At 28.0% G+C, this 14977-nt stretch carries 16 protein-coding genes; 7 read left to right on the top strand and 9 right to left on the bottom strand.

From position 1 onward, the window contains the following. Positions 1-95: 95 nt before the first annotated feature. Genes MHL31_RS04425 through MHL31_RS04435 form a run of 3 tightly spaced genes read right to left on the bottom strand, consistent with a single transcriptional unit; the run spans position 96 to position 3267 of the window. The gene (locus tag MHL31_RS04425; protein ID WP_240227872.1) at positions 96-1340 is read right to left on the bottom strand and encodes an ABC transporter permease; all 1245 of its coding nucleotides are present in this window, start codon (positions 1338-1340) and stop codon (positions 96-98) included. A gap of 2 nt (positions 1341-1342) precedes the next feature. Next, the gene (locus MHL31_RS04430) at positions 1343-2572 is read right to left on the bottom strand and encodes an ABC transporter permease (RefSeq protein WP_240227873.1); all 1230 of its coding nucleotides are present in this window, start codon (positions 2570-2572) and stop codon (positions 1343-1345) included. A gap of 2 nt (positions 2573-2574) precedes the next feature. Then, the gene (locus MHL31_RS04435; protein ID WP_240227874.1) at positions 2575-3267 is read right to left on the bottom strand and encodes an ABC transporter ATP-binding protein; all 693 of its coding nucleotides are present in this window, start codon (positions 3265-3267) and stop codon (positions 2575-2577) included. A 97-nt stretch (positions 3268-3364) separates the two neighbouring features. Here MHL31_RS04435 and MHL31_RS04440 point away from each other — a divergent pair, with 97 nt between their 5' ends. Next, a complete protein-coding gene (locus MHL31_RS04440; RefSeq protein ID WP_240227875.1) occupies positions 3365-3778 on the top strand; it encodes a thiol-disulfide oxidoreductase DCC family protein in 414 nt (137 codons plus the stop codon). Between the two features lie 21 nt (positions 3779-3799). Here MHL31_RS04440 and MHL31_RS04445 read toward each other — a convergent pair whose 3' ends face one another. Beyond that, positions 3800-5116: a dicarboxylate/amino acid:cation symporter gene (locus MHL31_RS04445; protein ID WP_240227876.1), complete on the bottom strand. Its 1317-nt coding sequence runs from the start codon at positions 5114-5116 to the stop codon at positions 3800-3802. Between the two features lie 113 nt (positions 5117-5229). Continuing rightward, entirely contained in the window at positions 5230-5718 is a 489-nt protein-coding gene (locus tag MHL31_RS04450) for a porin family protein (RefSeq protein WP_240227877.1), read from the bottom strand. Between the two features lie 175 nt (positions 5719-5893). On the opposite strand from MHL31_RS04450, the gene MHL31_RS04455 reads away from it, so the two are divergent. Together MHL31_RS04455 and MHL31_RS04460 are read left to right on the top strand one after the other, a co-directional pair. Then, a complete protein-coding gene (locus MHL31_RS04455; RefSeq protein ID WP_240227878.1) occupies positions 5894-6535 on the top strand; it encodes a DUF937 domain-containing protein in 642 nt (213 codons plus the stop codon). Between the two features lie 110 nt (positions 6536-6645). Beyond that, positions 6646-6957, top strand: coding sequence for a DUF6787 family protein (locus MHL31_RS04460; RefSeq protein WP_240227879.1), 312 nt, complete (start codon positions 6646-6648; stop codon positions 6955-6957). On the opposite strand, the gene MHL31_RS04465 is transcribed toward MHL31_RS04460, so the two are convergent. The 4 genes from MHL31_RS04465 to MHL31_RS04480 form a co-directional block, all read right to left on the bottom strand. Then, a complete protein-coding gene (locus tag MHL31_RS04465; protein WP_240227880.1) occupies positions 6954-7229 on the bottom strand; it encodes a hypothetical protein in 276 nt (91 codons plus the stop codon). The two genes, MHL31_RS04460 and MHL31_RS04465, sit on opposite strands and share 4 nt — an antisense overlap. A gap of 82 nt (positions 7230-7311) precedes the next feature. Next, positions 7312-8100: a dTDP-glucose 4,6-dehydratase gene (locus MHL31_RS04470; protein WP_240227881.1), complete on the bottom strand. Its 789-nt coding sequence runs from the start codon at positions 8098-8100 to the stop codon at positions 7312-7314. 55 nt (positions 8101-8155) lie between these two features. Continuing rightward, complete coding sequence (msrA, locus tag MHL31_RS04475; RefSeq protein ID WP_240227882.1) at positions 8156-8782, bottom strand: peptide-methionine (S)-S-oxide reductase MsrA; 627 nt, start codon at positions 8780-8782, stop codon at positions 8156-8158. A gap of 83 nt (positions 8783-8865) precedes the next feature. After that, the gene (locus MHL31_RS04480) at positions 8866-9888 is read right to left on the bottom strand and encodes a low specificity L-threonine aldolase (protein ID WP_240227883.1); all 1023 of its coding nucleotides are present in this window, start codon (positions 9886-9888) and stop codon (positions 8866-8868) included. 264 nt (positions 9889-10152) lie between these two features. Between MHL31_RS04480 and prfB the strand changes: the two genes are divergently transcribed. From prfB to arsC, 4 genes are all read left to right on the top strand, one after another. After that, on the top strand, positions 10153-11259 hold the full coding sequence (gene prfB / locus MHL31_RS04485) for a peptide chain release factor 2 (RefSeq protein WP_240227884.1): 1107 nt from the start codon (positions 10153-10155) through the stop codon (positions 11257-11259). Then, a complete protein-coding gene (locus tag MHL31_RS04490) occupies positions 11259-11888 on the top strand; it encodes an HAD family phosphatase (RefSeq protein WP_240227885.1) in 630 nt (209 codons plus the stop codon). Before prfB ends, MHL31_RS04490 begins: the two co-directional genes overlap by 1 nt. 150 nt (positions 11889-12038) lie before the next feature. Beyond that, positions 12039-14429, top strand: coding sequence for an outer membrane beta-barrel family protein (locus MHL31_RS04495; RefSeq protein ID WP_240227886.1), 2391 nt, complete (start codon positions 12039-12041; stop codon positions 14427-14429). Positions 14430-14458: 29 nt separating this feature from the next. Beyond that, complete coding sequence (arsC, locus tag MHL31_RS04500; RefSeq protein WP_240227887.1) at positions 14459-14797, top strand: arsenate reductase (glutaredoxin); 339 nt, start codon at positions 14459-14461, stop codon at positions 14795-14797. Positions 14798-14977 lie beyond the last annotated feature (180 nt).

Consider the following 14977-nt stretch of genomic DNA (forward strand, 5'->3'; position numbering starts at 1 on the left):
GTTGATAATTTACTTGTTTCTATTCGTTTATTTAATGAGTGAAAAATTGAATTATTAAAAAAATTCGTTATTCTTCATTATTAATTCATCCTTATTTACTCTTCTCTTAATGCTTCTATTGGTCTTATACTAACTGCTGTTTGTGCTGGAATTAGTCCTATTAATGTTCCTAAAACAACTAGTGTAATTGCTGCAATTATTACTACAGGAATATCTACTGTTGGATTGCTTAAAACTGCTTCTGGACCACTTCCTATTGTTGCATCAATTAACATTAACACGAGACCTCCAAAAATAATTCCTAAGGCACCAGCAATACTAGTTAAAAATACAGATTCTAAAATTATCTGTCTTTTTATTTCCCAAGGTTTGGCTCCTAAAGCACGCCTAATTCCTATTTCATTAGTTCTTTCTTTTACTGTAATTAAAAGTATATTACCTATGGCGAAAACACCTGCAATTAAGGTAGCAATACCTACAAACCAAGTTAAAAATTGCATTCCTGTTAAAAAGCCTGTTACTTGTTTTATCATTTCACCTAAATTAAAACTACCAAAAGCTCTTTCATCCTCTGGATGTACCTTGTGTAGGTTTCTTAAAAGTAATTTTACATCTGCTTCTATTTGTGTAATATCATATTCTGGCTTACCTGTAACCATCATCCAACCAACATTATCTCCTTTATTGTATACTTGTTGATATGTAGTAAATGGTATATGAATATTTCCTTGTGGACCTCCTCCTCCAACTTGACCTTCTTTATACATACCAACAACTTTATAATTTATGTTGTTAATTTTAATATAGGTACCAATTGGGTAGACATCAATATCGAAAAGTTGTTTGTAAATTTCTTCTTCAATTACACATACTTTTCTTTTTTCTTTAATATCGTTATCGTTTATAAATCTACCATAAACTAAATCTTTCTTTTGTACATTATCTAATTCTGGAAAATCTCCAAAAACACCAAATGTTCCAGATTTAAAATTATTAATTGCCAATGCTTGTGTTTGATGACGTGGTACAACAAATTCTAAACCTTCAATTTCATTTTTAATATTTTCTAAATCAGACATTTTTAATGTTAATGATTTTCCTTCTTGAAATCCTTTAAAAGGTTTACTTGTTTGTTGTGCCCAAATAAAAACACTATTTGTAGCAAAGGTTCCAAATAATTTATTAAAATTGTTTTCTACACCTCTTGCTGCACCTAATAAAACAACTAATAAAAATATACCCCACATTACACCTATTATGGTAATACCAGTTCGCATTTTGTTTTTACGTATACTGCTGTATATTTCTTGCCAGGTGTCTGAATCAAATAAAAATTTCATAATTATTCGTCGTTTAATGCTACAATTGGTTTTATACTCGCTGCTCTTTTAGCAGGAATATAACCTGCAATGGTACCTGCAATAACCAGTACTATAGTTGCACCAACTACTACATAAGTTTCTACACTTGGATTTAAAATAAAGTACTTTTCTAAAGTATCACCTAGTGCTTTTAATGTAAAAACCCCTAACATAAGACCAGAGTAACCTGCAATAGCTGTTACAAATATAGATTCAAGCATAATCATACTTACAATAGAAGCTGGTGTTGCTCCTAAAGCTTTTCTAATACCTAGTTCTTTAGTACGTTCTTTAACAATATATACCATTATATTACTTATACCTATTACGCCAGCTACCAAAGTACCAATTCCAATAAATAGAATTATTACATTTAAAACTCCCATAAATTGTTGTACATTTTTTGTACCTTCTGCATAATTTCTAACTCTAATTGCACCTTGATCTCTAGGATCTACATTATGTTTTTCTTTTAGAACTTTAGTTAATAAATTACTAAATGCTAAGGCTTGATCTACATTTAAATCTGGACTAAAAGTCATTCCAATATAATCAACTTCATCATTTGGTTTGTACATTCCTTGAAACGTTGAAAAAGGAGCATAAATATAACGTTCATCATTATCTCCACCAGGATCTTTAAAAACACCTACAACTTTATATGAAATACCTTCAATATTTAAATCTTTTCCAATAGCGCTTAAACTTCCAAACAAATCTTTTTCAACAAGTCTACCAATAGCAACAACTTTAGATTTTCTTTCAATATCTAGATACGTTAAAAATCTACCATCTATTATTTCAGATGATTCTAAAGGTTGATAATCTGGATAAACACCTCTAATTTGGTATCTATTTTGTTCACCTTTATAAATTACTTGCATATTTTTTTCAATGTTCGGACTAAAAAATTGAATTTTATCTCCAAACTTTTCATTTATAAATTTAGAATCTTCATTTCTAAACTGAATTCTTCTTCCACTCTGTAAACCCTTGTATGGTTTTGTTGTTAATCCTGAATTTATATAAATTGAGTTTTGAGAATCTCCTGCAAATTGCTCTTCAAACGTATGTTTTAATCCATTTCCTACTCCAAACAATAGTGTAAATAACAAGATAGCAAATGCTATTGTAAAACCAGACAGTGCTGTTCTAAGTTTGTTTTTATTTAAGGACTGGAAAATTTCTCTCCAACGATCTAAATCGAACATAATTAAGCAGTTACTTTTTTATTGGTTCTTTCATCACTAATAATAACGCCATCTTTTAAACGAACAATTCTATCTGTTTGTTCTGCAATCTCTTCTTCGTGTGTAATAACAAAAACGGTCATCCCTTCTTTATTAATTTCTTTTAACATTTCCATAACGGAATTTGATGTTGAAGAATCAAGCGCTCCTGTTGGCTCATCGGCTAAAACAACTTTTGGTTTTGTTGCTAAGGCTCTTGCAATGGCAACACGTTGTTTTTGACCTCCAGATAATTCGCTTGGCAAATGTGTAGCCCATTCTTTTAGCCCAACTTTATCTAAGTATTGCATCGCAATTTCAAGTCGTTCTTTTCTAGCAACTCCTTGATAGTATAATGGTAAAGCTACATTTTCTAACGCACTTTTATACGTAATTAGGTTAAATGATTGAAAAATAAAACCTAAAAATTTATTTCTTAAAACGGCTGCTTTTTTTTCATTTAAGTTTTCTATTTTTTGTCCGTTTAAATAATAATTACCTTCATCGTGTGTGTCTAATAAACCAACAATATTTAATAAAGTTGATTTTCCAGATCCGGATGAACCCATAATAGATACAAATTCCCCCTCTTTTATATGTAAGTCTAATCCTTTCAATACATGAAGAGAATCTTTACCTATTGGATAAGATTTGTGTAATTTTTCAATTTTAATCATTTGGTTGTTGTTTTAACTAAATTATAATTTGTTATTGAAACTAGCTAATAATACTTTGTTAAAAGAATCTTTTCCTTTAAATATGTAACTTTGCCAAGTGGACAATACAAAAAACAATTATCTAATACTTTTTGATGGTGTTTGTAACCTATGTAATGCATCGGTTAAATTTATTATAAAACACGATAAAAAAGCACATTTTAAATTTGCTTCTCTCCAATCAGACGCTGCAAAAGAATTATTGTTACATTATAATTTAAAAAAAAATTATATGGACTCGATAATTCTTATAGAAAATAACACTAACTATTACGAAAAATCGACTGCAGCACTAAAGATTGCACAAAAATTAGATGGAATGTTTAAACTATTGTACATTTTTATTGTGATTCCATCATTTATAAGAGATTGGATATATACTTACATTGCTAACAATCGCTATAAGTGGTTTGGGAAAAAAGATAAATGCATGATTCCAACTCCAGAAACACAAAATAGATTTATAAATTAAAGTAATTTACCTATACAAAAATTACTTTTTAGATTTATGTTTTGGATAATCATCATCCCAATCTTTCACTTTTGGTTTATGCAATTTTCCTATTGATTTTGCTACCAACATTGAGACTGAAGCATCTCCAGTTACATTTACAGTAGTTCTTAGCATATCTAAAGGTCTGTCTACAGCAAAAATTAAAGCTAACCCAGCCTCTGGAATACCTGCTTGACCTAATACAATAACCAACATTACCATTCCAGCACCTGGTACTGCAGCAGATCCAATACTAGCTAATGTAGCCGTTACTATTATACCTAATTGAGCCCCTAAAGATAAATCCATACCAAAAGCTTGTGCAATAAATACAGCAGCTACAGCTTGGTATAAACTAGTTCCATCCATATTTATAGTAGCTCCAATTGGTAATACAAAACTGCTCACTTCTTCATCTACTCCTAAATGTTCTGTAACCCTTTCCATAGTTACAGGTAAAGTTGCAGCACTACTACTTGTAGAAAATGCTAATAATTGAGCTGGAGATATTCCTTTTAAAAATGTTGATGGATTTTTTTTAGTGACTACCCAAACAATTGAATTATAAAAAATAATCATTAATAGCAATCCTACTACAACAGTAAAAGCATACCAAATTAATGCTTTAAATAAATCTATACTTGGAGATTCAACCACCAAAGCTGCTAATAAAGCAAACACACCATAAGGAGCTGCGAGCATTATTAAATCAATCATTTTTAATATGACTTCATTAAAACCATCGAAGAATTTTTTAACAGGTTTTGACTTTTTATTAGGTATCAAAATTAATCCAATACCAAAAAATATTGCAAAAAATATAATTTGCAACATATTTTTATTTTCTGAAGCAGCTCCAAAAATATTATCTGGTACAATGTCTACAAGTGCTTGTAGAGGACCCGAATCTTTTTGTTTATTTGCTTCTTCTTTATATTTAACGGTATCACTCGTATAATTTTCAACCAATTCTAATCTGGTTTCTTCTGATATTGAATTACCTGGTTTAACAATATTTACCAACAATAAACCTATAGAAACTGCAACAACTGTTGTAATTAAATACAAGCCAATAGTTTTACCACCCATTTTAGATAATTTAGAAATATCTTTTAGGTCTGAAACACCTTTTATTAAGGATGCTAAAATTAAAGGAACTGCTATTAATTTTAATGAATTTATAAATATTTGACCAAAAGGTTTAATCCAATCTTGTACAATTTTTTCGCCACCTTCAAATTTCGTCATTAGTAGTCCAACTACTACTCCAAGTACCATTCCTATAATAATTTGCCAGTGTAATGCTATTTTTTTCATTAAAGAGTTTTATAATTGTCGGAAAGATAAAAAAATACTTCAAAACATACTTAAATTTTAAGCATAAAAAAAAGCACTTAAAGTGCTTTTTCTATATATTTTACAATATTTTATTAAAATTGATACCTAACAGACAATGCTAAATCTAAATCTGTATCTTTTCCGTAGTCTCCAATAATTCCAATCTCAGGTCTAAAATCCAATGAAATTAAAAAAGGAGCGTCAAAATTATATTCAATTCCTACGTTTCCATCTGCATTTAAAAACATTCCATCATCTTTAACATTTACAAAGTCTGAATCATAACTCCAAGAACCAATACCTGCCCCAAAACCTGCATACCAGTTAAAACCTCCATCAATATTCCAAACCCACTGATAAATACCAGATAACTTAAATGCATTGTAATTACTGTGATCTCTATACCCCATATCAATTTCTAATCTATTTTCGGAAGATAATTTATGTTGATACGAAATCTCCCCTCCAAAACCATCATTATCTCCAAGTCTTAAACCTAAAGCATTATCAGAAATTTGCTGTGCACTTGCATAAAAAACTCCACCAAATAAAATGGATACCACTAAAATTATTTTTTTCATATTATATCATTTTTTAAATTAGTAAACATGATTAAATTGCAATGTTTATGCCATTTTAACGGTAACGTTAATTGCTTTTTTTTATTTTATAGTGACTCATTTTTAAATATTGTGTCAAACTTTATGTAAATATTTATTACTTTAGAGAAATTATTAACCTAATTATATAAAAAACATGTCAGGAATATTAGATTTATTAAATAGCGACCTTGGTAAAACACTTATTAGCGGAGCTAGTAAACAATTTGGAGAAGATGAAGGAAAAACTACAAGTGCATTAAGTACAGCATTACCATTAATTTTAGGAGCAATGAAAAACAATGCTTCTACTTCAGAAGGAGCTTCAGGTTTATTAAGCGCTTTAGGAGACAGCAAACATAGCGGAGGAATTTTAGATAACCTAGGAAGTGTTTTAGGTGGTAGTGGAGTTGATGAAGATGTTCTAAGTGATGGTGCTGGAATTTTAAGTCATGTATTTAATGGAAAAGAAGAAAATGTAGCACAAGCTGTAAGTAAATCTAGTGGAATTGATTTAAGTTCTGCTATGAATATTTTAAAAGTAGCTGGACCTCTAGTTATGGGAGCTTTAGGTAAAGAAACTCGTGAACAAGATGTTTCTGATGAAAATGGAATTGGAAATTTATTAAGTGGAATGTTAGGTGGAGAATCTAGTTCACAACAAAGCTTAGTAAATCAATTATTAGATGCAGATGGTGATGGTAGCGTTATTGATGATGTAGCTGGAATGCTTCTTGGTGGAAGTAGCAAAGATAAAAGTGGACTTGGCGGAATGCTAGGTGGTTTATTTGGTAAATAATTGTATATAATTATAAAACACAAAAGGTCAAGCTATAAAGTTTGACCTTTTTTTATGATAAAATTTTGAATGTAAAATTAAAATGTATTTTTGCAACGAAATTTTTATAAATGGAGAGCTTAAAAAAACGTTGGGGATTAAAATCAAACTTTCAAATAGTATTAATACTAATTGTTTTTTCTATTAATGGCTATTTTTCAGGTTGGTTTGCTAGACCTTTAACTGAGTACATTGGTTTACCTAAAGAATCTACAAATCCGTATATTTTTTGGCCTGTACGTATTTTACTAATATTTGTAATTTATCAAATTACACTTCCTATAGTTGGTTTTTGTTTTGGACAATTTAAATTCTTTTGGAATTTTTTCACTAAAAAAATGTTAGTACGGTTAGGTTTTAAACGCTTTTTTAATGAAGATTAGTCTGTTTTATCTTTCTTAATTACATATTTATATATCCATGTTAGTGTAAACGTTGGTAAAAAATCTGTACCAAATAAACCTGCTTCTTCTACAAAAGAAACAATACTACCTACTTTACCTTCGGTACCTTTATACATTTTATAAATTAAAAACGCTGAAGCTGGCGCCCAAACAACATCTGAAAACTCTCCAACAAACGGTATCACAAAAGATAGCATTCCAACACCATCAAATAATAAACTCAATAATAATAACTTGTATTTTTTTTGCATAAATAAATATCTTCTTTTCTAAATCTATAACAATTAAAATGCCAATTTTATTTTATACCATATTTTATTTTTTACAAATTGTTTAGCTATCAAAATTTTCATAATTAATATTCATTAAATTTCCATACTTAAATTTATAATCTAAAACAGCTTTTAATTTTTTATTTGAAATGATTTTAAAAACAGTATGTTCTGTTTCAATAAAAACAGGAGGCTCATTATTTATATCTAATGTTGTTTTAATATAATAATCACGTCTTTTAGGATGTGTACCTGCACAGGCATTAAACAATTCATTCCAATAATTATTCTTAATTATTTTTTCTAAAATTAAAACACAATCATCTTGATGAATCATATTTACAAATCCTTCTGGATTAGGTATTTTACGACCATTTTTAAAAAAATTACCAGGCTTTCTATCATAACCAAATAAACCTGCAAAACGAACTATTGTTGCTTTAAAAAACTTATTTTCAATAAAAAGATTTTCAATACTAACTAAAGGTACATTTTGTAATGGAGAAGCTTCGGTAACAAGTTCATTATTTGAAATATATACAGACGTAGAGCTTATAAACAATACCTTTTTAATTGAAGATTTTTCAATATAGTTTATTAGTTTTTTAAACCCATCATAATTTTTTGAAGGCAAAGCAACAACAAGAATTTCCGAGGCTAAAAATTCATTAATTCTAACTGAAATATTTTCTAATGTAATTAAATAAGGTGCAATTCCTAAATTCTTAAACTCATTAAATTTACTAATTGAAGTTGTAGATCCTTTTACAGTATACCCTTCAGCTATTAATTTGATAGCCAAAGGTTTTCCTAACCATCCACAACCTAAAATACTTACTGTTTTATTCAATATGTTTTTTTTTAATCACAAAATAGTTCTCATTTATAAAAAGAAAATCTACAACTTATTTTTTTAGTTTACTTTTAAATTGCTTTAAAAATTTTTCTAATTTAGGATTAATAACTGCTACACAATATCCTTGTGTTTTATTGTTATTATAATAGTTTTGATGGTAGTTTTCAGCTTCATAAAAAACATCTAATTCTGTAACTTCTGTAACTATTGGCTTATCAAATACCTTAGCTTCCGATAGTACATTTATAAATTCTTCTGCTATTTTTTTTTGAGTTTCAGAATTATAAAAAATTGCTGATCTATACTGAGTACCAACATCATAACCTTGTCTGTTTAACGTTGTTGGATCGTGTGTACTAAAAAAAACTTCTAAAATTTCTACAAAACTAATTTTAGTGGTATCAAATTTTATTTGAATTGCCTCCGCATGTCCTGTTTCTCCTGTAGTTATTTCTTTATAAGAAGGATTTTTTAAAGTTCCGCCTGTATAACCAGATGTTACACTTTCAACACCATTTAATAATTGAAAAATTGCTTCCGTACACCAAAAACAACCGTTAGCAATAGTTGCAGTTTCTATAGTAGTCATTACTTCTGTTTTATTTAGTTTAGATTGTCCAAAAGTTGTAACAATAGTAAAAAATACTATAATTACAGCTAAAATAAATTTCTTCATTTTTAATATTTTACAATAGGTCGAAAAATATAGCTGTTAATTACATATTGCCAATTACTTTAAAACTTTATTTATAAAAACTACTATATATGGTTAATAGTATTAACAACAGACCTTAGCATTTCTTCATTAAAATCTAAATGAGTTACCATTCTTAATTTTCCTTGCCCCATAGATATTAAACCAATACCCGCATCGTTTAACCTGTTAATAAAAACTTCATCATTAATACCATCTATTATATTAAAAATTATAATATTAGTTTCTATGGGTTCTACTTTTTTCACCAATTCACAATTTTTAAGAGCTGTTCCAATAATTTTAGCACGTGAATGATCAACCTCTAACCTTTCTATATGATTATCTAGTGCATATATTCCAGCAGCTGCTAAGTAACCCGCTTGCCGCATACCTCCTCCAAAAATTTTACGTACTCTTAACGCTTTATTTATATAATCTTTAGAGCCTAACAATAACGAACCTACTGGTGCTCCCAAACCTTTAGATAAACAAATTGAAATGGTATCAAACACATTTCCATATTGTTCTGGACTTTCTTTTTTTGCTACCAAAGCGTTAAATAGTCTTGCTCCATCTAAATGTAATGCCAAATTATTGGTATCACAAACTTTTCTAATTTTTAAAATTTCTTCGAAATCCCAACAGGCACCGCCTCCTTTATTAGTTGTATTTTCTAGTGCAACCAAACGTGCATAAGGAGAATGAATATCTGAACGATCTCCAACTACAGCTTCTTCTAACTGCTTTGCCGTAAAAGTTCCTCTTTTACCATCTAATAAATGTGATGTTACACCTGAACTGGCTGCCGCTCCACCTCCTTCAAAATTATGTACATGTGCGTACTTATCGCAAAACATTTTATCTCCATGATGCGTATGAATTTTTATAGCAGTTTGATTGGCCATTGTACCAGATGGAAAAAATAAGGCATCTTCCATATCAAACATTTCAGCAATTTTATGTTGTAATTTATTTACTGTTGGATCAGATTTAAACACATCGTCTCCAACTTCAGCATTCATCATTGCTTTTAACATACCCTCTGTAGGTTTTGTTACAGTATCACTTATTAAATTTATTTGCATTTTCTACATTTTTGTAATTCAAATATAATCACTAAAAATAACAACAAATACTTATTTAATTTTAAAATATTTTGTTAATGTTCTAAATTATTTTTTTATAGCATTAAATTAAAAGTATAAATATCTCTAAATGTTCATTTTAATTTATAATAAATATATTAACTTTAAATAATAACATTACTTTTTATATTTATACAATATGAATTTAATTAATTTTCTTAGTTTAAAAATGAAAAGTTATTTTTGTATTTCTTAAACATCTATATGGTATCAAGTGAACAACTAAATAAATTACAAGAAAGAATTAGCAAGTTAAAAACTTACCTTGAAATTGATAAAAAATTAATTGAAATTTCAAATGAGGAAGAAAAAACTGCAAATCCAGATTTTTGGAACAATCCTAAAGATGCAGAAATTGTAATAAAAGCTTTAAGATCTAAAAAAAAATGGGTTGAAGATTTTGAAGCCATTAAAACCTTTTTTGAAGAAACCTCTATCCTACTAGATTTTTATACTGAAGGCGAAGCTACAGAAGAGGAAGTTGATAAATTATACAATAAAACTATAGCACTACTCGAAGATTTAGAGTTTAAAAATATGCTTTCTGAAGAAGGCGACAATTTAAGTGCTGTTCTTCAAATTACCGCTGGAGCTGGTGGTACAGAAAGCTGCGATTGGGCAATTATGCTAATGCGTATGTATTTAATGTGGGCAGAAAAGCAAGGTTTTAAAATTAGAGAACTCAACTACCAAGAAGGTGATGTTACTGGAATTAAAACTGTTACTTTAGAAATTGATGGAGAATATGCTTTTGGCTATTTAAAAGGCGAAAATGGAGTACATCGTTTGGTTAGAATTTCTCCTTTTGACAGCAATGCAAAACGCCATACAAGTTTTGCTTCAGTATATGTATATCCGCTTGTAGATGATAGTATTGAAATAACAATTAATCCTGCAGATATAGAAATAATAACCTCAAGATCTAGTGGTGCAGGTGGACAAAATGTAAATAAAGTTGAAACTAAAGTACAATTAACACATAAGCCAACTGGAATTCAAATTTCGTGTTCAGAAACACGCTCTCAACACGAAAATAGAGATAGAGCAATGCAAATGTTAAAATCTCAATTATACGAATTGGAACTTAGAAAACAACAAGAAGCTCGAAGTGATATAGAAGCAGGAAAAATGAAAATTGATTTTGGTTCTCAAATTAGAAATTATGTAATGCACCCTTATAAATTAGTAAAAGATGTTAGAACTGCCTTTGAAACAGGTAATGTAGATGCTGTTATGAATGGTGAAATAGACGGCTTTATTAAAGCATTTTTAATGCAACAAGGGCAAGTTGAAGATAAAAACGAATTGTAATGAAAGCTGAAATTGATACTATAATTTTTGATCTTGGTGGAGTTTTAGTGGATTGGAAACCTGAATATTTATATCGGAAAATATTTAATGGTGATGAACAAAAAGTACAGTGGTTTTTAAATAATGTGTGCACTCCTCAATGGAATATTGAACAAGATGCTGGTAGAACTATTGCTGAAGCAAATGCTATAAAAATTGCCGAATTTCCAGAATATGAAAAAGAAATTATAAGTTTTTACAAACGTTGGGACGAAATGTTTTCTGGTCCAATAAAAGAAAACTTACAACTTTTTAAAAAACTTAAAGCTTCAAAAAAATATAAAATTTACGCATTAACAAATTGGAGTGCAGAAAAGTGGGAAGTTGGTATAAAATTATTTCCTTTTTTTAATGATTTTGATGGAGTTATTGTATCCGGAAAAGTAAAGTTAATAAAACCATTTCCAGAAATTTATAAGCTAATTTTAAATACATATAATATCACTCCTGAAAAAGCTATTTTTATTGATGATAATAAAAAAAATGTATTAACTGCTAACAATTTAAATATTAATGGAATTCATTATACAAAAGAATTAGACCTTATTAATAAATTAAAAGATTTAAAAATAAACACTAATAATATTTAACCAAACTACCAAAAAAACACCCAAAAGGTAAATAATTACATATAAATGGTGTGTTTAACCCAATATTTAGTACTTTAGCTTTTATGGAAAATTAAATTATCATTATTATACATCCATTTTAAATTGTGATATATAATATAAAGCTATTATATGAGAAGTATATTTTTATTATTAATCATACTATCCCCTCTAGTAAATTATAGTCAAACAAAAAAAAAACCAACTTACACTATTTCAGGTAAAATAATTAATGGTACTTCTAAAACACCTTTAGAATATGCTACTATTGTATTTAAAAGTTTGGATTCTAACACCATAAAACATGGTACAATTACTAATCTTAACGGTAAATTCGAAATTGAAGTTGAAGAAGGTGCTTATAACGCATCTATTGAATTTGTTTCATTTAAATCAAAAAAATTAAATTTCCCTTATATCAACAAAAACATTCGCCTTGGTACTATTAAATTAGATGTTGATACTGAATATTTAAATGAAATTGAAATTATAAGCCAAAAAAAAACAGTTGAATTTAAACCTAATAAAATTGTTTATAATATTGAAAAAGATTTAGGAGTTACTGGAGGAGTTGTAACTGATATTTTAAATAATATACCTTCCGTATCCATAAACCCAGATGGTGAAATATCTGTGCAAGGACAAGGGTATGTACAAACAATGATTAATGGTAAAACATCATCTCTAACAACCCAAAGCGCTTTAAAATCGCTTCCAGCTGGCAGCATTGAAAAAATTGAGGTCATCACTAATCCCGGTGCTGAATATGGTGGTAATGCATTAAGTGTTATAAACATAATTTTAAAAAAAGGTAAAGATGAAGGCTTAAACGCCTCTTTAACAACCACTGGTGGTTACAAAGATTATTTTGGTGGACTGTTAACCATAAATAATAAAAATAAAAATGTCAATTTTTATATAAACACCTCATACAATCATAGCAATCCAATTACAGAATCATCTTCTCAATCAGAATATTTTAGCAATAATAACACCATTTCATTTTTAAATGAAGATATTGAATCTAACAATAAAAGAAATGCATTTTATGGAACTGTTGGTGCTGACTTTTATATTACAAACAAAAGTACTATTAGTACAAGTGTAAATTTCTTAAATACAAATAGCAAAAGCAATACAATTACAAATTCTTCAATTTTTGATGACTCTTATAATCTTCTTGAATTAAATAATAGAACATTTTTAAGAGATTTTGATAATGAAATGGTAGAGTTTATAGCTGAAATTACACACAACTTTAAAAAAGAAGGAGAAAGTATTTCAACTTCAATTACTTTTTCAAAAGATTCAGATACTTTTGACGACACCATAAGCAATACAAATTTAAATTTTACTGACGAAGAATCTGTTGAAAATAATAAAATGACAAATACTTCGGTAGAACTTAAATATATAAATCCTATCAATAAAAACTCAACATATACTTTAGGGTTTAAAGGAGATTATAATAAATTACCATTTAAATATACTAGTACAAATGAAGTAGTTAACATTGATTATACAGAAAATGTAAATGCTGCTTTTGTCAATTTTGAAAGTCAAATTAATAAATTTTATTATGAAATTGGTCTAAGAGCTGAATTCATAAAAATGAAAGCTGATTACTTACATTTAAACAACTTACAAGAAAACAATTTTGATAAACTACTACCTTCAGTATTTTTAGATTACACATTAAATGAAACTAAAAACATATCATTTAGCTTTGCACAAAATATGTTTACACCTTCTTATGAAGATTTAAAACCTTTTGAGGAAAAATACAGTGAAACATCATCCTTTATTGGAAATCCTTTACTAAAACCAATTTATGTAGATAGTTTTAGTTTAATTTTTTCAAATTATGGTAATAAAATTACATTTTCACCAAGTCTATTCTATCAAACGTTTAAAGATTATTGGCAACCCGTAACTTATGAAACCGGAGATAACTTAAATGGTATAAATAAAATTATAACAACACCTATTAATTTAGGCAAAGTAGCGTATTATGGTATAAACATAAATACTACGTATAAAGCAAGTAACTTATTAAGTTTTACAAGCAATATAAATATTTATAATTTTGAACAAACAGGTACTTTCACCACCACAAATAACGCTAATAAAACAATTATTTTAGATTATAATAGCAATAGTACCAATGGTTCTTTTAGTCTTTTCACTCAATTAAAAATACCAAAAGTATTTGATTTTCAATTAAATGCAAAACACTCTTTAAAATCTATTGGTCCGTATTCTACTAAAAAGGCAAATTCTTATGTAAGTGCTGCTGTAAAAAAAGATTTATTTAAAAATAATGCAACAGTAAGCTTAAGAGTTGACGATCTATTTTTATCAAATAAAACCGATAGAGATAGGTATAATACCAATTATTTTACTGAAAGTTTAATCAAAAATAAATACCGTACAATACTACTCTCTTTTACGTATCGAATTAATCAAAGTATCAAAGAAAAAATAATTGATTTTGATAAAAAAGTTATTAAGCCAACCTATTAAATTAGTATTTTTGCCGCAAAACAAATAATATGAAAATATATCACAATCCACGTTGTAGCAAAAGTAGACAAGGTTTAGCAATTTTAGAAGAATCAAAACTTACATTTGAAACAATAAAATATTTAGAAACCCCAATTTCAAAAGAAGAATTAACAAATATTATTAAGTTATTAGGAATTTCTCCAATAGATTTAGTTAGAAAAAACGAAGCTATTTGGAAAGAAAATTTTAAAGGCAAACAATTATCTGACGCTGAAGTAATTACAGCAATGGTAGAATACCCAAAACTTATTGAAAGACCTATTGTTATTAATAATGATAAAGCAGTAATTGGACGTCCACCAGAATTAATAAAATCTATCTTATAAAATTTAAGTTTTTTTTAACAACATAAAACTTAATTCTACTGCCTTAATTTTAAATTATAAATTTCAATTTTAGATGCAAATAACTAATTAACAATGAGTTATATGTTTTCAAATGGCGTACTTTTGTTTAATAACACGTTACCTAACTCAAACAGGTGTTAACATTCGTTAACACAAAAG

This window comes from Lutibacter sp. A80 (assembly GCF_022429645.1).
Classification (GTDB): domain Bacteria; phylum Bacteroidota; class Bacteroidia; order Flavobacteriales; family Flavobacteriaceae; genus Lutibacter.

Excerpts from the sequence above, each read along its gene's own strand:
- MHL31_RS04425 (WP_240227872.1), bottom strand. The coding sequence starts at position 1,340 with ATGAAATTTTTATTTGATTCAGACACCTGGCAAGAAATATACAGCAGT.
- MHL31_RS04430 (WP_240227873.1), bottom strand. The coding sequence starts at position 2,572 with ATGTTCGATTTAGATCGTTGGAGAGAAATTTTCCAGTCCTTAAATAAA.
- MHL31_RS04435 (WP_240227874.1), bottom strand. The coding sequence starts at position 3,267 with ATGATTAAAATTGAAAAATTACACAAATCTTATCCAATAGGTAAAGAT.
- MHL31_RS04445 (WP_240227876.1), bottom strand. The coding sequence starts at position 5,116 with ATGAAAAAAATAGCATTACACTGGCAAATTATTATAGGAATGGTACTT.
- MHL31_RS04450 (WP_240227877.1), bottom strand. The coding sequence starts at position 5,718 with ATGAAAAAAATAATTTTAGTGGTATCCATTTTATTTGGTGGAGTTTTT.
- MHL31_RS04455 (WP_240227878.1), top strand. The coding sequence starts at position 5,894 with ATGTCAGGAATATTAGATTTATTAAATAGCGACCTTGGTAAAACACTT.
- MHL31_RS04460 (WP_240227879.1), top strand. The coding sequence starts at position 6,646 with ATGGAGAGCTTAAAAAAACGTTGGGGATTAAAATCAAACTTTCAAATA.
- MHL31_RS04465 (WP_240227880.1), bottom strand. The coding sequence starts at position 7,229 with ATGCAAAAAAAATACAAGTTATTATTATTGAGTTTATTATTTGATGGT.
- msrA (WP_240227882.1), bottom strand. The coding sequence starts at position 8,782 with ATGAAGAAATTTATTTTAGCTGTAATTATAGTATTTTTTACTATTGTT.
- MHL31_RS04480 (WP_240227883.1), bottom strand. The coding sequence starts at position 9,888 with ATGCAAATAAATTTAATAAGTGATACTGTAACAAAACCTACAGAGGGT.
- prfB (WP_240227884.1), top strand. The coding sequence starts at position 10,153 with ATGGTATCAAGTGAACAACTAAATAAATTACAAGAAAGAATTAGCAAG.
- MHL31_RS04490 (WP_240227885.1), top strand. The coding sequence starts at position 11,259 with ATGAAAGCTGAAATTGATACTATAATTTTTGATCTTGGTGGAGTTTTA.
- MHL31_RS04495 (WP_240227886.1), top strand. The coding sequence starts at position 12,039 with ATGAGAAGTATATTTTTATTATTAATCATACTATCCCCTCTAGTAAAT.
- arsC (WP_240227887.1), top strand. The coding sequence starts at position 14,459 with ATGAAAATATATCACAATCCACGTTGTAGCAAAAGTAGACAAGGTTTA.